Origin of the sequence: Desulfofalx alkaliphila DSM 12257 (assembly GCF_000711975.1) — a bacterium.
Lineage (GTDB): Bacteria > Bacillota > Desulfotomaculia > Desulfotomaculales > Desulfohalotomaculaceae > Desulfofalx > Desulfofalx alkaliphila.
In genome coordinates, this window is the sequence record NZ_JONT01000001.1 from 143054 (window position 1) to 162390 (window position 19337).

General features: G+C 46.6%; 24 protein-coding genes and 1 riboswitch. Of the genes, 23 read left to right on the top strand and 1 reads right to left on the bottom strand.

The genetic code is table 11. From position 1 onward, the window contains the following. Positions 1 to 29 precede the first annotated feature (29 nt). The 18 genes from dnaJ to BR02_RS15575 all read left to right on the top strand — a co-directional run bounded on the left by dnaJ (position 30) and on the right by BR02_RS15575 (position 14448). A complete protein-coding gene (dnaJ, locus tag BR02_RS0100720) occupies positions 30 to 1151 on the top strand; it encodes a molecular chaperone DnaJ (protein ID WP_031513245.1) in 1122 nt (373 codons plus the stop codon). Between the two features lie 43 nt (positions 1152 to 1194). Further along, entirely contained in the window at positions 1195 to 2118 is a 924-nt protein-coding gene (prmA, locus tag BR02_RS0100725) for a 50S ribosomal protein L11 methyltransferase (RefSeq protein ID WP_031513247.1), read from the top strand. 11 nt (positions 2119 to 2129) lie between these two features. Continuing rightward, entirely contained in the window at positions 2130 to 2876 is a 747-nt protein-coding gene (locus BR02_RS0100730; RefSeq protein ID WP_031513249.1) for a 16S rRNA (uracil(1498)-N(3))-methyltransferase, read from the top strand. Further along, positions 2877 to 4193: a tRNA (N(6)-L-threonylcarbamoyladenosine(37)-C(2))-methylthiotransferase MtaB gene (gene mtaB / locus BR02_RS0100735; RefSeq protein WP_034638598.1), complete on the top strand. Its 1317-nt coding sequence runs from the start codon at positions 2877 to 2879 to the stop codon at positions 4191 to 4193. It begins immediately after the preceding gene. A 145-nt stretch (positions 4194 to 4338) separates the two neighbouring features. After that, positions 4339 to 4683: a histidine triad nucleotide-binding protein gene (locus tag BR02_RS0100740; protein WP_031513253.1), complete on the top strand. Its 345-nt coding sequence runs from the start codon at positions 4339 to 4341 to the stop codon at positions 4681 to 4683. A gap of 129 nt (positions 4684 to 4812) precedes the next feature. Continuing rightward, positions 4813 to 5007 carry a 30S ribosomal protein S21 gene (gene rpsU / locus BR02_RS0100745; protein ID WP_031513255.1) on the top strand — a complete coding sequence of 65 codons (195 nt, stop codon included), beginning with the start codon at positions 4813 to 4815 and terminating at the stop codon, positions 5005 to 5007. A gap of 175 nt (positions 5008 to 5182) precedes the next feature. Next, positions 5183 to 5680 carry an NfeD family protein gene (locus tag BR02_RS0100750; protein ID WP_238442367.1) on the top strand — a complete coding sequence of 166 codons (498 nt, stop codon included), beginning with the start codon at positions 5183 to 5185 and terminating at the stop codon, positions 5678 to 5680. A gap of 32 nt (positions 5681 to 5712) precedes the next feature. Continuing rightward, positions 5713 to 6741, top strand: a complete 1029-nt coding sequence (gene floA, locus BR02_RS0100755) for a flotillin-like protein FloA (RefSeq protein WP_051688044.1) — start codon at positions 5713 to 5715, stop codon at positions 6739 to 6741. A gap of 8 nt (positions 6742 to 6749) precedes the next feature. Next, positions 6750 to 7079 carry a hypothetical protein gene (locus tag BR02_RS0100760; RefSeq protein WP_031513260.1) on the top strand — a complete coding sequence of 110 codons (330 nt, stop codon included), beginning with the start codon at positions 6750 to 6752 and terminating at the stop codon, positions 7077 to 7079. Between the two features lie 52 nt (positions 7080 to 7131). Then, entirely contained in the window at positions 7132 to 7416 is a 285-nt protein-coding gene (gene yqfC, locus BR02_RS0100765; RefSeq protein ID WP_031513262.1) for a sporulation protein YqfC, read from the top strand. A gap of 25 nt (positions 7417 to 7441) precedes the next feature. Then, positions 7442 to 8683 (top strand): sporulation protein YqfD, encoded by a 1242-nt coding sequence (gene yqfD / locus BR02_RS0100770; protein ID WP_031513264.1) that lies wholly within the window; start codon positions 7442 to 7444, stop codon positions 8681 to 8683. 29 nt (positions 8684 to 8712) lie between these two features. Continuing rightward, on the top strand, positions 8713 to 9690 hold the full coding sequence (locus BR02_RS0100775; RefSeq protein ID WP_031513266.1) for a PhoH family protein: 978 nt from the start codon (positions 8713 to 8715) through the stop codon (positions 9688 to 9690). Between the two features lie 4 nt (positions 9691 to 9694). Next, entirely contained in the window at positions 9695 to 11848 is a 2154-nt protein-coding gene (locus tag BR02_RS0100780; protein ID WP_031513268.1) for an HD family phosphohydrolase, read from the top strand. Beyond that, positions 11829 to 12302, top strand: a complete 474-nt coding sequence (gene ybeY, locus BR02_RS0100785; protein ID WP_031513612.1) for an rRNA maturation RNase YbeY — start codon at positions 11829 to 11831, stop codon at positions 12300 to 12302. The genes BR02_RS0100780 and ybeY overlap by 20 nt, the downstream gene beginning before the upstream one ends. Before the next feature lie 17 nt (positions 12303 to 12319). Then, entirely contained in the window at positions 12320 to 12673 is a 354-nt protein-coding gene (locus tag BR02_RS0100790) for a diacylglycerol kinase family protein (RefSeq protein WP_031513270.1), read from the top strand. A gap of 53 nt (positions 12674 to 12726) precedes the next feature. Further along, on the top strand, positions 12727 to 13167 hold the full coding sequence (gene cdd, locus BR02_RS0100795; protein ID WP_238442368.1) for a cytidine deaminase: 441 nt from the start codon (positions 12727 to 12729) through the stop codon (positions 13165 to 13167). Positions 13168 to 13177: 10 nt separating this feature from the next. Beyond that, a complete protein-coding gene (era, locus tag BR02_RS0100800; protein WP_238442369.1) occupies positions 13178 to 14068 on the top strand; it encodes a GTPase Era in 891 nt (296 codons plus the stop codon). Between the two features lie 197 nt (positions 14069 to 14265). Further along, entirely contained in the window at positions 14266 to 14448 is a 183-nt protein-coding gene (locus BR02_RS15575) for a hypothetical protein (RefSeq protein ID WP_238442370.1), read from the top strand. A gap of 30 nt (positions 14449 to 14478) precedes the next feature. Here BR02_RS15575 and BR02_RS0100810 read toward each other — a convergent pair whose 3' ends face one another. Next, positions 14479 to 15057 carry a UbiX family flavin prenyltransferase gene (locus BR02_RS0100810; protein WP_031513277.1) on the bottom strand — a complete coding sequence of 193 codons (579 nt, stop codon included), beginning with the start codon at positions 15055 to 15057 and terminating at the stop codon, positions 14479 to 14481. A 99-nt stretch (positions 15058 to 15156) separates the two neighbouring features. Between BR02_RS0100810 and BR02_RS0100815 the strand changes: the two genes are divergently transcribed. From BR02_RS0100815 to BR02_RS0100840, 5 genes are all read left to right on the top strand, one after another. Then, positions 15157 to 15366, top strand: coding sequence for a hypothetical protein (locus tag BR02_RS0100815; protein WP_084170872.1), 210 nt, complete (start codon positions 15157 to 15159; stop codon positions 15364 to 15366). 306 nt (positions 15367 to 15672) lie between these two features. Beyond that, positions 15673 to 15756, top strand: a riboswitch (cyclic di-GMP riboswitch). A gap of 55 nt (positions 15757 to 15811) precedes the next feature. Then, positions 15812 to 17479 (top strand): sensor histidine kinase, encoded by a 1668-nt coding sequence (locus BR02_RS14620; RefSeq protein ID WP_051688045.1) that lies wholly within the window; start codon positions 15812 to 15814, stop codon positions 17477 to 17479. A 27-nt stretch (positions 17480 to 17506) separates the two neighbouring features. Further along, entirely contained in the window at positions 17507 to 18157 is a 651-nt protein-coding gene (locus BR02_RS0100830) for a response regulator (RefSeq protein ID WP_031513283.1), read from the top strand. A 28-nt stretch (positions 18158 to 18185) separates the two neighbouring features. After that, complete coding sequence (locus tag BR02_RS0100835) at positions 18186 to 18683, top strand: hypothetical protein (protein ID WP_031513285.1); 498 nt, start codon at positions 18186 to 18188, stop codon at positions 18681 to 18683. Positions 18684 to 18762: 79 nt separating this feature from the next. Beyond that, complete coding sequence (locus tag BR02_RS0100840) at positions 18763 to 19317, top strand: hypothetical protein (RefSeq protein WP_031513287.1); 555 nt, start codon at positions 18763 to 18765, stop codon at positions 19315 to 19317. Positions 19318 to 19337: the final 20 nt, after the last annotated feature.

Consider the following 19337-nt stretch of genomic DNA (forward strand, 5'->3'; position numbering starts at 1 on the left):
GCGTATTTTTATTTTAAGGTGGTGACCCCATGTCCAAGAGAGATTACTATGAGGTCTTGGGGCTTTCAAGGGATGCCTCGGCCGACGACATAAAGAAGGCATATCGAAAGCTGGCCCGGCAATATCACCCCGATGTAAATCCCGGAGATAAGGAAGCGGAGGCAAAATTTAAAGAGGCTGCTGAAGCCTATGCAGTGCTCAGTGATCCTGAAAAGCGCTCGAAATATGACCGCTTTGGACACGCAGGGGCCAACGGTCAGGGTTTCGATTTTGATGGTTTTGGCGCCGGCGGATTTGGCGGCTTGGACGATATCTTTGACATTTTCTTTGGGGGCGGTCGGCGTCAACGTACCGGTCCCCAAAAGGGCAACGATTTAAGAATTAATATGGAGATATCCTTTAAAGAAGCTGCCTTTGGCGTGGAAAGGGATATCCAGGTGCCCCGCACCGAGCACTGCGAAACCTGCAACGGCAGTGGGGCGGCACCGGGCACTTCGCCCAAAAAATGCGGTGTTTGTCACGGCAGTGGGCAAATTCAGCAGGCGGCTAACACCCCCTTTGGCCGTGTGATACAATCGCGCACCTGTGGCAACTGCAACGGTACCGGCCAGGTAATAGACAGACCATGCCCCACCTGCAGGGGAACAGGTACTGTGCGCCGCACCCGCAGTATTCATGTCAAAATACCTGCGGGGGTAGATAACGGGGTCAGACTGCGGTTAAACGGTGAAGGGGAGCCCGGTTTAAGGGGTGGCCCTCCGGGGGACTTATATGTATTTATTTCAGTCCGTCCGCACAAAATATTTAAACGTGATGGCAATGAGGTCTTCTGTGAAGTACCGATTACTTTTGCCCAGGCTGCGCTGGGGGATGAAATAACTGTACCCACCCTGGACGGGGATGTGGAAATGAAGGTGCCTGAAGGCACCCAAACCGGCGCTGTTTTCCGCCTTAAGGGCAAGGGCATACCCTATGTTAACGGTGCCGGCCGCGGCGATCAGCACGTGCGGGTTAAAGTAACAACCCCAACCAAACTAAGCGACCGCCAGCGTGAACTGCTGAAGGAATTTGCCGCCCTATCCGGTGAAAAGATACCTAAAGGTGCCGAAAAGGGTTTTTTCAGGAAAGTTAAAGATGCATTCATGGGGTAGCTGAGATGGTATTGCCGCAAATAAATTTTTGGAGGTATTTCCCTTGAAATGGCTTGAGGTTTCAGTGCACACCCCTTCAGATGCGGTGGAACTGGTTTCATTAATATTTGAAGAATTGGGTGTAGGCGGGGTAGCCATTGAAGACCCCGCCATTATTTATAGATATATTGAATCGGGAGTTTGGGACCACTGGGATTTTTCTGAGGATGAGCTCAAAAATGCCAAAGCGGTGGTAAAGGCCTATCTACCGCCGCAGAAGGATACCAAAATGATGCTGGAACAATTGCAGCAACGGCTAAAAAACTTAGACATTGTACCCTTCCCCAAAATATATACCAGGGAGATAGATGAAGAAGATTGGGCCAACGCCTGGAAGGCCTTTTACAAACCCTTATACATCGGCCGTCGGTTTTTGGTAAAGCCCAGCTGGGAAGAGGTGGAGGATGGGCACAAGCGCATTGTACTGGATCTGGACCCGGGTATGGCCTTTGGTTGCGGCAGTCATGCCACCACCGCCATGTGCCTGGAATACCTGGAAGATCTTATTGTCGGTGGCGAAGAGGTGTGCGACGTGGGTACCGGCAGCGGTATTTTAGCCATTGCTGCTGCCAAGGCCGGTGCTTCGTCGGTGCTGGCTGTGGATCTGGATGAGGTGGCGGTGGAGGTTGCCAAGAAAAATGTGCAGTTAAATGGCGTGGCTGCCCAGGTGCAGGTTAAAAGGGGCAATTTGTTAGAGGTGTACCGCCAAAGGGCTGATTTAATTATCGCCAATATTGTGGCCGACGTAATTATCCAACTGGCCCCCGATGCCTACCAAGCTTTAAAAGGCGGCGGGCACTTTATCGCTTCGGGAATAATTAAAGACCGGGCAGGGGAAGTACAATCTGTGCTGCAACAAACCGGCTTTAAGGTACAGGCCATTAGCAATAAAGGTGAGTGGGTGGCTTACCTGCTGGGCAAGGAATAGGGGGAAGGGCATTGGCGCGGTTTTTTGTAGAACCGGATAACATTAAAGGCAGACAGGGTGTTATTGTGGGGCCGGATGTCAAACACATTAACAAGGTGTTGAGATTAAAAGAGGGCGACGAAGTTACCCTCCTTGACGGTGTTGGCAACTGTTACCTTTCGCGCATTTCGGTCAATACTAAAGACAAGGTAATTTGTGAAATATTAGAAAAAACCGATGCCGGCGGCGAACCGCCGGTGGCCATAACACTGGTGCAATGTCTACCCAAGGGGGATAAAACCGAACTCATTATTCAAAAGGGTACCGAGCTGGGCATTAAACGCTTTATACCCTTAAAATGTACCCGGTCTGTGGTTAAGCTTGACGATAAAAAGGGGGCAGAGCGCCGGAAAAGATGGCAACGGGTGGCCTTGGAGGCAGCTAAGCAATGCCGGCGTGCACAGGTGCCCCAGGTAGATTTGCCCACCACATGGCAGCAAATGCTTGCCGGTTTACCTAAGGATGCACTGCTATTAATGCCCTATGAAGGTGAACGGACCACATCTTTAAAGGAAGTACTAAGCCGCCGGCAAGGACATGAAAATGTTTACATAATCATTGGCCCTGAAGGGGGCTTTGCACCGGAAGAGGTGGAATTGGCCTGCCGGCATGGTGTCAAAACAGTGTCCCTGGGACCCCGCATACTGCGCACTGAAACGGTGGGCTTAACAATGGCCGGCGTGATTATGTATCTGTACGGTGATCTGGGGGGAATTTAGGTGTCTCAAAAGACAGTGGCAATACATACATTGGGATGCAAGGTAAATCAAACTGAATCAGCGGCCATTGCTCAAATGTTTAAGGACAGCGGCTACACAGTGACGGAAATTGATCAGCCGGCCCATGTGTATATTATCAACACCTGTACCGTTACCCATTTAAGCGACCGCAAAAGCCGCCAAGTAATCCGCCGGGCGGTAAAAGCAAACCCTGACGGACTGGTGGTGGTAACCGGTTGTTATGCCCAAACATCACCGGGGGAAGTGATAGAAATACCCGGTGTAGATTTAGTGGTGGGAACGGCGGATAAAAATAAAATAGTGCAATTGGTGGAAGAGGCGGCAAAAAAATTACCCCAACCGCTCAAGGTGGTAGGTGACATATTTCAACTGAAGAAGTTTCAGGAAATGCCCACAGCCACCGACAGCGGTAAAACCAGGGCCTTTATTAAGGTGCAGGAAGGCTGCGACAACCACTGTGCCTATTGCATTATTCCCTATGCCAGGGGCCCCTTGAGAAGTCGTAAGATTGAAAGCATAGTACAAGAATCAAAAGAACTGGTACAAAGGGGCTTTAAAGAAATAGTGCTCACCGGTATTCACACCGGTGCATATGGTTTGGATTTTAAGGACGGCACTGAGCTATCAACGCTGGTAAAGGAGCTGGTGCAGTTGCCCGGCTTGGCTCGCCTGCGTCTTAGTTCGGTGGAGCCTAACGATATAACTCCGGAATTGATAAGGGTGATGGTCCAGTCAAAGGTTTTTTGTAACCACCTGCATATTCCCCTGCAAAGCGGGGATGATCAGGTGTTAAAATCAATGAGGCGCCGGTATAACACCGGGCAATTTGCACAATTAATAGGGAAAATTAGGGAGAAAATACCTCATATAGCCATTACCACCGATGTAATTGTGGGTTTTCCCGGCGAAACCGATGAAATGTTTGAAAATACCTATCAATACTGCCGGCAGATGGCTTTTTCCGGCATGCACGTCTTTAAGTATTCGCCCCGCAGGGGTACCCCGGCGGCGGATTTTCCCAACCAGGTAGACGCCAAGGATAAGGAAAGGCGCAGTTACAGATTAATTGAATTGGGCTGCCGGCTGGCCGAAAATTATGCGGCCAAAGCCCTGGGCAAAACTGTAGAGGTGTTGGCAGAACAAAGGGTCAAAGACAAACCGGATCAATGGGAAGGGTTGACTGATACCTACTTGCGGGTGGAATTTTCTGCGCCCGGAAATATCAAAGGTCGGCTGGTAAAGGTGCTGGTAACCGGTACAAATGAACAAAGATTGTTTGGCAAAATAAATCAATAGCAGCAGGATTTATCAACATTTCGTTGAATACCTGAATATATCTGTATAATGAAAAACATTTAATAAAAAAATAGTATTAAATAAAATCAAGCTAATTACCCAAACCATCATATAACAATTTTACGGTCGTGGGAGGAGGTGCAATATGTCAGACTGCCTTTTTTGTAAAATAATAAACAAGGAAATCCCTGCTGATGTTGTATACGAGGATGAACTTGTACTGGCATTTAAGGACATCAATCCGGTGGCACCTACCCATATATTAATTATCCCTAAAAAACATATTCCTACCTTGGCCGATTTACAACCCGAAGATGCCGAGGTGATGGGACATATAGTGCTCACTGCTAAGGAATTGGCAGCTAAGCAGGGTTTAGATGAAAATGGCTATCGGCTGGTATCGAACTGCAAAGATGATGGCGGACAAACGGTTTTTCACATCCATTTTCACCTAGTGGGTGGCAGATACTTTGCTTGGCCGCCCGGTTAAGGGCTTATTTGACGTTGACTTGGCCTAGCTAATTATGTATAATGTACGAGTGTTCTTTAATAAAGGATGATTTTATGTTTTATAAATGGTACTCTCTGTTTGATGGATTGTCGGAGGGAGGGAAGAGAAGTGGCTGAAGTTAGAGTGGGTAAAAACGAAACACTGGACAGCGCCCTCCGGCGCTTTAAGCGCACCTGCCAAAAGGCTGGGGTTTTAGCTGAAGCTCGCAAACATGAAGCCTATGAAAAACCCAGTGTCAGGCGCAAGAAAAAATCAGAAGCTGCCCGTAAAAATGCAGCTCGTAGGCGGCGTCGTTCATTTTAATATTTAATATAAAAGCCTAAATGTCTGGCACAATAATAAAAAGGTGCCAGGCATTTTTGTTTATACAGGCTCACCGGTGCACACATCTGCGCTTTTGCGCAGCATAAATACCTTAGATCAGGTATAAAAATATGGAAACCAATTAAAATAATGCTAGTGCAAGGGGGAGATAACTTTGCCCGAGTTATTTGTTTGGTTGGCGGTGTTAGCTTTAATATTGGGTGTGCTTTCGCTGCTGGTAGAGATATTGGTATTTCCCGGTTTCGGTGTGGCGGGCATGACCGGTGTACTGCTGTTAGTTTGGGGTGTGGTACTTCTCTCCACTGATATAGTACAGTCGGTACAGAGCCTGGTCATTGGCTTACTTATCACCATAGCCCTAATAATGTGGATTATCAGGTTCGGCCACAAACGAAAGTTTTGGCATAAACTGGCCCTGGGGGATCGGCAAGACCAGTCATACTCCTCTGCCAGGCAGGGGCTTAAAGATTTGCTGGGCAAGGAAGGTAAAGCCCTTACAAAATTGCGCCCGGCCGGGGCGGCAGAAATTGATGGCCAGCGAATAGACGTGGTTACCGAAGGCAGTTTCGTAGAACAGGGCACCCCATTGGTGGTAACCAAGGTGGAGGGCATGCGGGTGATTGTGAGGCCGGTTAGACCGCCGGCAGAATAATAAGACAAGAGATCCCTAGGAGGTGGAGTTTTTTGGTGGAAATTTTAGCTATCTTGATAGTATTTGGCTTGATATTTACTGTCATCACAATTATATTTAGTTTTATTCCGGTGGGCCTGTGGATATCGGCACTGGCTGCAGGGGTTAGGGTGGGCCTTATTACCTTGGTGGGTATGCGCCTAAGAAGAGTGCCGCCGGCTAAAATAATGAATCCCTTGGTAAAAGCCTATAAGGCCGGCCTTGATGTTACGGTAAACCAGTTAGAGGCCCACTACTTGGCCGGCGGTAATGTTGACCGGGTGGTAAATGCACTAATTGCCGCAGAGCGGGCCAACATAGACCTGCCCTTTGAACGGGCCGCTGCCATTGATTTGGCAGGCCGTGACGTGTTTGAAGCGGTGCAAATGAGTGTTAACCCCAAGGTAATAGAGACCCCCAATGTGTCGGCGGTGGCCAAGGACGGTATTGAAGTAAAGGTGGTGGCCCGGGTTACCGTGCGGGCCAATATTGATCGTTTGGTGGGCGGTGCCGGGGAAGATACCGTGCTGGCCCGTGTGGGTGAAGGTGTGGTATCCACAGTGGGCGGAATGGCAAATCACAAGGAAGTGCTGGAAAACCCCGATGCCATTTCCCATACGGTACTTAATAAAGGGCTGGATGCAGGTACTGCCTTTGAAATATTATCCATTGATATAGCTGATGTGGATGTGGGCCGTAATATCGGTGCCACCTTGCAAACTGACCAGGCTGAAGCCGACAAAAAGATTGCCCAGGCAAAGGCTGAAGAACGCCGGGCCATGGCGGTGGCAAAAGAGCAAGAGATGGTGGCCCTGGTGGAAGAGATGCGTGCTAAGGTTGTGGAAGCTGAGGCCCAGGTACCGCTGGCGCTGTCTGAGGCACTGCGCGAAGGAAAGCTTGGGGTAATGGATTATTATCATATGAAGAACATCATTGCTGACACAGAGATGCGTGACAGTTTTGGCCGCATGACAGAAAGCAGCTCAGAAAAGAGTAACCCCCATGACCCGGCCAAGGGATTAGGACCGGACGTAAGTGAGTAGGTGATAAATTGAGCGTAAGATTTGATTGGGATATTTTATTGGAGAAGGTTGAGCCAAAACCAGGGCAGCCAGAGACTGCCAATGTGCCGCCGCCAACCCAAAGGGAGGCGGTAATAGAGCGACAATCGGCACCGGAGCAAAATGAGACAGAGGAAAAGCCGGAGCATAAACCTATACCAAGGGTATCTGTGGCAGCTCCCAAAAGGCAAATTGATATACTGCGGGGCAAAATTACCCCGGAGTTAATTGTAAACGGCTTTATCATGTCCGAGGTGTTGGGCCCTCCCGGCGGCCTTGGTAAAGGCAGGTATGGGCGCTATTATAAAAGCAAATATTAGTAATTTTTTCCCTTCCTAAAGCATAGTGTTATGCCGAGGAGGGGATTTTTTTATGGCCTGGCAAGACTTTAGGAAGCGCATCAAAAGGCAGGTGTCAGACTTTTTGGAAATTCCCAGCGATGTAATGCTGGACTTGCCCAAGATTGTACTGGTGGGAGACTTGCAAGTTTTTATTGAAAACCACCGCGGTATTGTAGAATACACTTCCGAAGTGGTGAGGGTAATTGTGGGTGAAGGTGAAATTTGTATAAACGGAAAGAATTTGACCATTAGAAACATAATGGCTGACGAAATTATTGTAGAAGGCAAAATAATGAATATAAATTTAAACAACTAGCTATTTGATGGGGGGTGGGTGTAAAATGTTTCTTTTTAGATTGATGTCCTATTTGTTCGGACATGTTTCTTTGGTGGTCAACGGTAAGATGCTGGAAAAATTCATTAATATGGCATCCAGCCGGGGCATTTACCTTTGGGATATAACCAGGATAAGTGCCGACAAGGTGTTGGTTAAAGTAAGGCTTTCTGGGGTTAAGCCCCTGAGGCACATTGCCCGGGAAACCCAGTCTAGGTTTAAAATTACATCCCGGGAAGGCATACCTTTCTTAATAGACCGCATGAAAAAACGTAAAATGCTGGTGCTAGGTGCATTTGTTTTTCTGCTGGTGTTGTACATGCTGTCTTCCTTTGTGTGGTTTATAGAGGTTGACGGCAATGATAAGATAGCTAAAAAGGAAGTGTTGCTGGCTGCCAAGCAGGGGGGCTTGACCCCGGGGGTAATTAAGTGGAATGTGGATACGGCCATGGTAGAGCGGGCCATAAAAGACCAACTGCCCACCGTTGCCTGGACAGGGGTGTATATTAAAGGCACCAAGGCAACAATAGAGGTGGTGGAGAAAAAAATGCCGGAAGGTGCTGATGCCGGCCCTGCCCACCTTGTGGCTAAGAAACCGGGGCTGGTGAAAGATATATTGGTGTTGGAAGGCCAAGCTGCCGTGGAGGAAGGAGATACTGTGGCGGAAGGCCAAATACTTATATCAGGGGAAATTTTACCTGAAGTTAACCCTGATTTGCCATCCCCCCTCGGTTTAGATGAAGCCCCCCTGCCAATGGAAATGCCCCGCTATGTACAGGCTAAAGGTATGGTAAAGGCCAGGGTGTGGTATGAAGGATATGGTGAAGGACAAATGTTAGAGGTTGGGGTAAAGCCCTCCGGCCGTCGAGTGGAACGGGTTTGTATGAAAATTGCAGGGAAGGAAATAATTTTAAAAGGCCCCAAGACTATTCCCTTTACTGAATATGACATGCAAGAAGAAGTTTTAAGTATGCCTTCTTGGAGGAATATTTCGGTGCCCGTCGAAATTAACAAAGTACAATACTTGGAAATGCTGGAGTACCGCCAAGAGCGCACCCGGGCAGAGGCCCACCGGCTGGCTGAGCAAAATGCTTTGGCAGCAATAAAAGAACAGTTGCCGGACCATGCCAGAGTAATGGAACAGCGGGTGGAACGCATTGAAACAGGGCAGCAAGAGAATTTAGTGCGGGTAAGAGTGTTTGTAGAGGCACTGGAGGATATTGGGATAAGTAGGCCCTTTCAGCCTTAACACCCAACACAGGGAGGTAAATATCCATATTGGAACAGAATTCGGAAGCTAGAATTACACTTAATGACCTTAGATCCACTGCTGAGATATTTGGCCGACATGATGAGAATTTGGTACATATAGAAAATTTGTTGGACGTCAAGGTAGTGGCCAGGGGCGGGCAGTTGGTTATTATTGGTTCTCACCATTCAGTTCGTGAAGCCGAGCAGGTAATTAAGCAATTGGAGGCTTACTCTGCCGCCGGCAACCATATTACCTTACATGAAATTAATTATGCTGTGCGGGCGGTGCGTTCGGGCAGCAAAGAGACTTTAAATGACTTGGCCCGGGATGTGGTGGTGGTCACCTCCAGGGGCAAGCAGGTTAAACCTAAAACCCAGGGTCAAAAACGATATATTGATGCCATAAGAAAACATGACATTGTATTTGGCATTGGCCCTGCCGGCACAGGTAAAACTTATCTGGCGGTGGCCCTTGCCATTGCCGCCCTAAGAAATAAAAGTGTTTCACGGTTGATTTTAACCCGGCCCGCTGTGGAAGCCGGCGAAAAACTCGGATTTCTGCCGGGGGATTTGCAAGAAAAGGTAGATCCCTACTTACGCCCTTTATACGACGGGTTATATGATGTGTTGGGCATGGAAGTAACGCAAAAGTACCTGGAAAGGAATATTATTGAAATAGCACCCCTGGCTTACATGCGGGGGCGTACCTTGGACGATTCGTTTATTATTTTAGACGAGGCTCAAAACACCACTCCGGAACAGATGAAAATGTTTCTTACTCGTCTGGGTTTTGGTTCTAAGGCGGTAATTACCGGTGACATTACCCAGGTAGACCTGCCCAGAGGTCAGCGTTCGGGGTTAATTGATGCTGAGAGAAAACTGAGCGATGTAAAAGGTTTGGTATTTCATCATATGGCGGGTGCGGATATTGTAAGGCACCCTATAGTGCAAGAGATTATTAAAGCTTATGACCTGGCCGAGCAGGCGAAAGCTGATAGGGAGTGAAACGATGATTCCCTTGGGCAAGTTTGGTAAGACTGTGATGCAGGGGCTGACTTTAATAGTTAAGCACCACAGGATACGCCGGGGAAGCGCCATTATATTTTTTCTAACCATCTTTACCTTATTGCTTTATGTTGACTTTTTTCCTAACAAAGTCAATCTGCATCCGGGAGATGTGGCCCCATACGAAATTAGGGCTCCCCGCAGTGCTGAATATGTGGATCCTGTTAAAACAGATGAGTTAAAACAACAGGCCATGGAAGCGGTGGATGACGTTTACACCGTTGACCCTCAAGTGGTTATGGCAGTAGAGAGTGACATTGACGACTTGGCAGGTCAAGTAACTCAAATTCAGCTTAATGATGAGTTAACTATAGATGATAAAGTAAACAAATTACAGGCAGCAATACCCTTTGAACTGCACAGTCAGGTCCTGGGTGATTTGGCCACCGGTTCACCCAGTGATGTAAGATTGGTGCATGAAAGCATTACCACACTGATTATTGATAGAATGCGGTCGGGTGTCACTCCGCAGCAGTTGGATGATGTGAAGGCTGAACTTACCGCCCGGGTGCCGGGCTATGGTTTTAGCCGCAGTTATCAACAATATGCGGTGGGTCTGGTGCAGCACTTCACAGAGGCCAATAGGTTTTATAACGCTTTACAAACGGAGGCTATTCGAGCCCAGGCCGCTGAGGCAGTGGAACCTGTTAAGGTGGAGATTAAGGCCCAGCAAAGAATTGTTGCTCCGGGAGATATTGTAACCCAGCAGCAAATCTTGGCACTACAGGCCTTGGGATTATTGCAACCCAGGCACCCGTGGATAACCCTATTGGGTATGGCCTTGTTAGTTGCTGCCATGATGGCCTCAGTCTTATTTTACCTGCGCCAGCAAAACCGCGACATTTACAACAATATAAACCACTTATATCTGCTGGGTTTAGTGGCCGTGATTGTGCTGGCGGTATCTAAAATGCTGGTGGCAATAGAGGTGGCCCGTTGGCCGCAATTTGGCGAGCTTTTCGGCTACCTGGCCCCTGTTGCCGCTGCCGGAATGCTGATAGCGATACTGTTGGAATCCAGGCTGGCGGTACTGATGGTGGCAGTGATGAGTTTGTTTATCGGGATTATGACCGGAGGGCAATTGAACTTTACCCTGGTGGCCTTTTTGGGGGGTATTACCGGAGTTTACAGTGTTTCTAAACTAAGCCAACGGGGAGAACTGGCCACTGCAGGTTTAATTACCGGTGTGGCTGTGATGCTGTCAATATTTATTGTCGGCCTGGTGGATGAGACCCATTGGCAGTTGTTGCTGCTGTCCGGTGTAGTATTGGGCTTGCTGAACGGCTTGCTGTCTTCGGTGTTGACCAACGGGGCACTGCCATATTTAGAGTCCACCTTTGGCATCACCTCTTCGGTTAAACTACTGGAGTTAGCCAACCCCAGCAACCCGCTGCTGCGGCAGCTGCTTACGGAAGCGCCGGGCACCTACCACCACAGTATAATGGTGGGCAACTTGGCAGAGGCGGCCACTGAGGCGGTGGGGGGCGACCATCTGCTGGTGCGGGTGGGGGCCTTGTATCACGATATTGGTAAGATTAAAAGGCCCTACTTTTTTATAGAAAACCAAATGGCAGCAGATAACCCCCACGATAAAATTGCACCGACACTGTCCACCCTGATTTTAACCTCCCATGTGAAGGACGGTGCTGATTTAGCCAGGGAGCATAAGCTTCCCCAGAGGGTAATAGATATCATAGAACAGCACCACGGCAATGGTTTGGTGAAATTCTTTTACCACAAGGCCATGGAAGGGGAACGTCCCGACACGGTCAATGAAGAGGATTTCCGCTACGATGCCCCCAGACCCCGGTCCAGGGAGGCTGCCATTGTAATGTTGGCTGACTCGGTGGAGGCGGCAGTGCGGGCCATGAAGGACCCGTCTTCCGGGCAAGTGGAAGGTTTAGTGAGGAAATTAATTAAAGATAAACTGATGGACGGTCAGCTGGATAAGTGCGATTTGACCTTAAAGGACTTGGATACCATAGCCAATGCTTTCCTGCGGGTCTTGTCCGGCATTTTCCACAGCCGGATAGAATACCCCGATATGCAGAAGGAAATGGAAAGGAGAAAATCAAGCCGTGGCGGTTCTCGTAAGTAAGTATCCTGAAAATGTTCAGGTACAGCAAGATTGGGGAGAGTTAGTGGAAAAGGTTGTAAATAAGGCGCTGGCATTACACCAAAGCAGCGGCAGTGAAGTGAGTGTGGTGTTTGTAAATGACCAATACATTCAACAGTTAAACAGCCGTTACCGGGAGGTGGACAAGCCCACCGATGTATTATCCTTTGCCATGGATGAAGGGGAAGAGATGCCGATGATAGAAGGGGTGGCCCATGTGCTGGGTGACATATTCATTTCGGTGGATACCGCCCTGCGCCAGGCCAAAGAGTACAACCACAGCCCCGAACGGGAAATTGCCTTTTTAGCCATACACGGCACATTGCATTTGCTGGGCTATAGCCACCAAGGCGAAGAAGACACAAAAAAAATGCGTGAGCAAGAAGAAGCGGTACTGGCAGAGCTAGGTCTTTTTCACACCCGCCCGAATTTATAAAGAAGGTAGATTTGTATATGTTGAAGCGGTTTGCCGGCAGCCTGGGCTGGGCTCTGCAGGGTATTGCTTATGCTTTGAAAACTCAGCCGCACATGCGATTTCACCTGCTTGCCACACTGGGGGTGGCTGCGGCGGGAATTTGGTTTAATATTTCCTTAAATCATTGGCTGTACGTCAGCTTTGCGGTGGCCCTGGTGTGGGTGACAGAATTAATTAACACTGCCATTGAATCGGTGGTGGATTTACAGACCACAGAATACCACCCCCTGGCCAAAGCGGCAAAGGATGTGGCCGCAGGCGCGGTGCTGGTGGCAGCAATAAATTCGTTAATAGTGGCGGCGGTGGTGTTTTTACCTTATTTAAGGCAGTAGACAACTGCGGGCTGGGTGTTGTTTTATATATTCCAAAGGTGGGAGTGAGACCGATGGCCGGAACAGGTGAAAAAATGATTGATGTACAGGGATCGGTGTATCCTCTGGAAAAGTTGATTAACGTGGCCAGGGCAGCAATGAACAGGGCCTATGCACCCTATTCAAACTTTCCGGTTGGGGCGGCACTTATTACCAAGGAAGGCAATGTTTACAACGGATGCAATGTGGAGAACGTTTCCTATGGGTTAACCTGCTGTGCCGAACGGGTGGCCATTTTTAAAGCGGTGGCAGACGGTTTTAAAGATTTTAAGGCCTTGGCAGTGATAGCCAACACCGAACAGCCCTGCAGTCCCTGCGGGGCTTGCCGGCAGGTAATGATCGAATTTGCACCGCATATGGAAGTATACATGGTCAATAAGGATGGCCATTATATAAAGACAACAGCCGGTGAATTACTGCCGGCACAGTTTGACAAAGACCTGTTGCAGGGTTAGGGGGGATATTTTGACATTTAAGTCAGGTTTTGTTGCCCTGGTGGGCCGCACCAACGTGGGCAAATCGACCTTGATGAACCAGGTAATTGGGCAAAAAATAGCAATTATGTCCGATAAAGCCCAAACCACCAGACACAAAATTCATTCGGTATTGCACCGGGAAAATGCCCAGGTGGTTTTTCTAGACACGCCTGGCATCCACAAACCTAAACACCGGCTAGGTGAGCACCTGGTAGACCTGGCCTTGGGCACTCTTAAAGAGGTAGACGTGGTGCTGTTTATGACCGAAGCCTCATCTGTACCGGGAAGCGGTGATAAATATATCCTAAAACAAATGGAGGGGTTAAAAACACCGGTATTTTTGGTGTTAAACAAAATAGATTTAATTAGTAAGGCCGAACTGCTGCCGGCAATAGATCAGTATAGGGGACTCTACCCCTTTACTGAAGTCATTCCGGTATCGGCACTAAAGGGAGAAAACACTGACCTGCTGGTTGAGGTCTTGCTGAAGTACCTGCCCGAAGGCCCCCGCTACTATCCCGAAGGAGTAATTACCGACCGGCCGGAGAGTTTTATCATGGCTGAATTAATTAGAGAAAAGGTGCTACACTTAACCAGTGAAGAGATTCCCCACTCGGTGACGGTGGCCATTGACCATCTGGAGGAACGGCCTAATAACCTGGTGGCGGTGCAAGCAACCATATACACCGAACGTGAATCGCAAAAGGGTATTTTAATAGGTAAAGGGGGTAGTATGTTGAAAAAGGTGGGCCAGCAGGCCCGGCAAGAAATAGAAAAACTGCTTGGCTCCCGGGTTTATTTACAACTGTGGGTAAAGGTAAAAAAGGATTGGCGCAATCGCCCCCAACACCTTAAGAACTTTGGTTATTATAACGAGTAAAAGATAAACCCTGCCACATTTAGGCAGGGCTGTTCTGTTTATCGGTTGTTTTGTGGTTATAATACCCTTTACATACATAGCAACAAATTGCAACTTATGCTAGTATAAAGCATATACATAATAAACAGAAATAACCTACAAACACCAATATTAAAAGTGTGGTGATTGGCTTGGATGAATATAACCTCGTTATTGTAATGGAAACCAGACTGTACATTCATTTTAACCTGATAGTCAATAACGTACTCACCAACACCCAGTATCCCATCTGTATGAAAAAAGATGAGTTTGATCAGTTTTATAAAGTTCTATTTAAAGGTTCCAGGGGCAAATGTATTAGAACCTATTCCCAGTTTCCCCCTGCACAATTCTATAAATAGTTGCGGATATGGCCATAGCCAAGCCGCATTCTACCGGTCCTGTCCCCAACGATTTACCAAATCGTTGGGGATATTTAACAGGTCCATTACCCTTCCGGTAAAATGCAGCACCGACTGCTGCAGACTATTGGGCTGCTGGTAAAAGGCCACCAGGGGGGGCATGATGGTTACACCCAGACGAGCCAGTTTGAGCATGTTTTCCAGGTGAATGGCAGACAGGGGCGTTTCCCTGGTTACCAGTATCAAGCGGCGCTGTTCTTTAAGAGTGACGTCAGCGGCCCTGGTTATTAAATTGTCTGCATTACCGTTGGCGATGGATGCAAGGGTTTTCATGCTGCAGGGGCAAATAACCATGCCCCGGTGCAGAAATGAACCGCTGGATATGGCTGCGGCCAGGTCATTTTCCTGATAGTATTTATCGGCCATGGCAGCAACCTGATGGGGACTGATACCCACTTCCAGCTCAATGGTACGTGCGGCCCATTGGCTGATGATCAAGTGAGTTTCTACCTCAAGGCGCTGTAATTGTTCCAGCAATGTAACCCCATATATCACCCCGCTTGCTCCGGTAATGGCTACCACTATGCGGTTAGGTTTAGATACAGTCATTATAATCACCTGCGATAAATAAACATTGCTGTATATTTTACCCTAATTTTATATTTTAGCATAGTATTTATGGTAAAATATACCGGAGGGGGTGTTTGATTGTTGGATGTAAATATTGGCGGTATTTTTATTACTCTAGTAGTTGCCGTTGTGGTCTTACTCATTTTATCCGGTTTGCTCGTGTATTTGTGGAATATTACCATGCCGGATGTGTTTGGCATTAAAGAAATCAACTATTGGCAGGCTTTTAGGCTCATGCTTATTTCGTCCATACTATTGGGCGGTATCGGCGGTAGCATTAATTTTTAAACTAAGTTAATTTGGTTTGTGTTTGACAGACAAGGCCCTGGCAAAATGTCAGGGTCTTTTTGTATTGAAGGCCTAATAAAATATTTTGACATGATTTTTTATTTTTTACCCCAGGTCAATGTTGAAATGCTTAAGTTTATTGAGCCGGATCCCTATGCCCTCAAAAAATCATTGTGTATTTTGTAGCAAAAAATAATTATATTGATAATAAAGTAACAAGATTCCTATGAATTGGTTACAAATTTTTACATATCAATTGGTACTTTTGATGTATAATTTAGCACGTAGTCAGCCATTTAAAATTTTAAAATAATAGGGGACAATGAGACACACCTTATATTTGGGCACCTGAGGTGTGTTGAGTCAGTGGTGCAACCGACCTGATTCTCTTATGGAGTCAGGTTATCTTTTTTTAGAATTGGATTGTATGTAGGTGTATTAGCCAATGAGTACTTTAACCGATATTCAAGAAAGATCTGATGGGCTAAGGTGTACCCCGGAGATTATGGGTGGCTGGAGGGCCATGGTTATTTTTAGGTTTATTTCATGGTTTTTAACCTCTGTTTTTTACCTGTTCAATCCGGGCAATTCATTATTTAGTATTAAACTGCTGGTAATAATCTCTTTACTGGCCTTTGGGTTAATCATTTCTTACCTATATGAATATAACAAAGATACAGACATTGATAAAATGCAGCTGGTTGTTATTGAAACACTGGGTATCGCTTTGTTTTTGATACCAACGGGCGGATTGAGCAGTCCATTTATATGGTATGCTTTAAATCCAATTTTCATGACAGCCTTATTACTGCCCAATGCATACTACTGGATTACCGTGGTGATTTTTTTAGCTTCATCATCGCTGACGAGTATCTACTTTAGTGGCATCGGTATATTTGAGCTGTGGAAAGAAAATCAGTGGTTGCTACTGGTGTTTTTATTACTAATTACAGTTTCATATCTCTTTGCACAATTAATCAAACATTTGGCCGATGCCTATAACCAATTATCCACTGCATACAACCAATCTGAACAGTTACTAAAACACAACTCCAATTTATACCAAGCCTTAGAGTCAGTATCTGCCGGTTCAGAACCCAGTCATTTGGCAGAAGTGTTGGCAGCATATGCACGAAAGCTCAGTGGTGCCCAAGCCACCATGTGCTGTTTGATGAATAACGGTAATCGACCCCAATGGCTAATATCAGACCCTGATAATATTTTAGAGGAACATATTAACAGTAGGCAAATTGACATCATCTGGGATAGGTTGAATTATGGCCAAGAAAAAACATATACCTTTCCTTTAGATGACGGAGATACAAAGGGGCAATTGGTATGTGTTCCTTTACAATCATTGGATGAAAGATTTGGCTTTTTAGCTTATGTGGTTCCAAGGGGTATCAACAAGGGTGACTTAAATAGAGCCATTATCTTTCTTGCGGAGTTAGGGGCCATTGTTATGGAAAGGCAGAAGGCAGATGAATTATCTGCCCGTCTGATGGTGATAGAGGAACAAAACAGAATTGCCAACGAAATACATGATGGGGTATCCCAATACCTATTTAGTATTGTCTATGCATTGCACAGTCTTGCCAAAAAGGAGGGTTCACTGCAAGAAGATGAAATTAAAGAACAGCTTGAGCTAATTGGCAGTACCGCCAGTAAAGCCGCAAGGGAACTGAGGAGTTCAATTTATCGCATCAGTCCCCGCCGCCGGGGTGAGCAGGTATTTGTAGCAAACTTATCTTCTTATTTGGAGGGACTGGCTCAATTAAATAAGGTAAAGGTAGATTTTCAAACAGAGGGATTAGAAGATACAATCAGTCCTGCCTTGCGCAAAGCCCTTTATCGTGTGGTGCGTGAAGCAACATCTAACGCCATCAGACATGGCAAGTGCCGTACAATTAAGGTTAATCTGCAAATGGAACCATCCAAAGTAAAATTAGAGATAGCCGATGACGGCGGTGGTTTTGATGTAGACAAGCTGACAAAGCCGGGACTGGGATTAGCAAATATGAACAGTCTAATTAAATCTTTTAATGGACGTTTTAGTATCAAAAGCAACCTTGGTGAAGGAACCCGGATAAGCTGTGTTATCCCGGATAATTAGAAATTATACCCACGGGAGGTTCAGATAATGAAAGTGCTTGTGGTGGATGATCATCCACTGGTTTGGGAAGGTATTAAGTCTGTACTAAAGGATGAGGATGACATGGAGGCGGTGGGTTGGGCTAACAGTGGGCGGCAGGCTGAGCAAATGCTTAGTAAAATACAACCCGACGTGGCCTTGGTGGATCTTCGCCTGCCCGGGGAATACGGGATTAATATCATTAAAAAACTGCGCCCCTTAGCTCCTAAATGCCGTTTTATCATTTTAACCACCTTTGCGGATCACCAGGATATTAAGCAAGCCATGGAATGCCGTGTGAATGGCTATATTTTAAAAGAAGCCTTACCCCAGGAGATGATTACCGCTCTGCGCCTGGTTCATGGTGGCAGACCTTATTACGACCCCCTAGTTATGGAGCTAATGGTGCAAAAACAAAATAAGCAGGAAAGGCTCTTGTCGGACCTTACAGAAAGGGAAACAGAGGTGCTTAAAGCCATAACTGACGGGCTAAGTAACAAAGAAATTGCTGATAAGCTGTTTGTTTCCGAAAACACAGTTAAAAAGCATGTGAGCAACATTCTTTCCAAGTTAGGCCTAAAGGACCGCACTAAAGCGGCGGTTTTTGCAGCATCTTGCGGGATGGCTAATCATGACCCCCATGCTGTCTTATTAAGTTAATATAAATTGATTTAAGGGTGGGTTGCTAATGAAAACAAGGAAGCGTAAAAAGTCTTCTTTGGGATTGCGGGTAATATTAATTGGTTCCTTAGCTCTTGTAAACTTTACCGGAATAACTTATGCCAGCTGGAATAACGGCTTAAACCATAATTACACAGTTGCCACCGGCTACATTGATCCAAAGTTTAGTCAGCATTATGAACTTAATCATTGCGGAGATTATGAATATTTAAATGTCAATATTAAGGACGAAAAAATTATTATAAGCGGTAAGGTATATCCTAATTATAGTGCAACTATAAATTATGGTATTAAGAATGAAGGCACCCTTCCGGTAATACTTGATGGAGAATCACTGGTTCTTAAAAATGGTGACGCAATTAATTTAGAGATAGACAATAGCCATTCTAAAGTAATTACATCTGAGGAACCGTTAACTATTAATAACCAAATATCCATTGAGGCCAAAGAAGAGGGCGGTTTTCAGTCTGAAATTAAGCTGCCATATACACAGTGGAACAAATAACCCTTTATAAGCTTTTGCCATGGTCTATACTTCGGTGCATTAGTGTTATTGTGTAAATAAGGTTAGGGGAGATTTAATTATGAAGGCAAAAATATCAGTGATTTTAATAAGTATATTAGCTGCTTTTATATTTGCATCGGGGGGCTATGCCTTTTGGGAGAAAAAACTAACCATAGAAACTGATATAAGCGTAATTAGCCCGGAAGTTGAGGAAGAAAACATGGGCGCGGCCTCCGACCTTGATGGAATCATTAGAGCCGTTGAAGGCTCGGCCGGTGCCGGTGGAAGTGGTTCAGAGATAAAGGCTGAAGATGAAAATTCCAATGACAAAGATATGGGCAACAGTGGGGATGCTGCAGGTACAGTACCAAGCAGTGGGCCCAACTCTTCAGGTGAAAACAATTCTTCCGGCTTAGAAAGTACCGGCGGCGCCCAGGGGGATTCTACTGACGGTGGTCCAGCTTCCGGTGGAACAGAATCCGCAAAGGATTCTTCAGGAAGGGATTCCACTGCTAGTAATAGCTCTCCCCCTTCAAGTGAAGGCAGTACTTCCGGCTCAGATAGTTCAGCAGGTGGGCAATCGGGGCCAGATGGCGCTGGCTCCGGTTCTTCCGATTCAAGTGGTGAAAATTGAACCTAAACGGTTAAGGACAA

Coding starts and splice junctions, on each gene's coding strand:
- dnaJ (WP_031513245.1), top strand. CDS start 30: ATGTCCAAGAGAGATTACTATGAGGTCTTGGGGCTTTCAAGGGATGCC.
- BR02_RS0100740 (WP_031513253.1), top strand. CDS start 4,339: ATGTCAGACTGCCTTTTTTGTAAAATAATAAACAAGGAAATCCCTGCT.
- yqfC (WP_031513262.1), top strand. CDS start 7,132: ATGGCCTGGCAAGACTTTAGGAAGCGCATCAAAAGGCAGGTGTCAGAC.
- yqfD (WP_031513264.1), top strand. CDS start 7,442: ATGTTTCTTTTTAGATTGATGTCCTATTTGTTCGGACATGTTTCTTTG.
- BR02_RS0100780 (WP_031513268.1), top strand. CDS start 9,695: ATGATTCCCTTGGGCAAGTTTGGTAAGACTGTGATGCAGGGGCTGACT.
- BR02_RS0100790 (WP_031513270.1), top strand. CDS start 12,320: ATGTTGAAGCGGTTTGCCGGCAGCCTGGGCTGGGCTCTGCAGGGTATT.
- cdd (WP_238442368.1), top strand. CDS start 12,727: ATGGCCGGAACAGGTGAAAAAATGATTGATGTACAGGGATCGGTGTAT.
- BR02_RS15575 (WP_238442370.1), top strand. CDS start 14,266: ATGGAAACCAGACTGTACATTCATTTTAACCTGATAGTCAATAACGTA.
- BR02_RS0100810 (WP_031513277.1), bottom strand. CDS start 15,057: ATGACTGTATCTAAACCTAACCGCATAGTGGTAGCCATTACCGGAGCA.
- BR02_RS14620 (WP_051688045.1), top strand. CDS start 15,812: ATGAGTACTTTAACCGATATTCAAGAAAGATCTGATGGGCTAAGGTGT.
- BR02_RS0100830 (WP_031513283.1), top strand. CDS start 17,507: ATGAAAGTGCTTGTGGTGGATGATCATCCACTGGTTTGGGAAGGTATT.
- BR02_RS0100835 (WP_031513285.1), top strand. CDS start 18,186: ATGAAAACAAGGAAGCGTAAAAAGTCTTCTTTGGGATTGCGGGTAATA.
- BR02_RS0100840 (WP_031513287.1), top strand. CDS start 18,763: ATGAAGGCAAAAATATCAGTGATTTTAATAAGTATATTAGCTGCTTTT.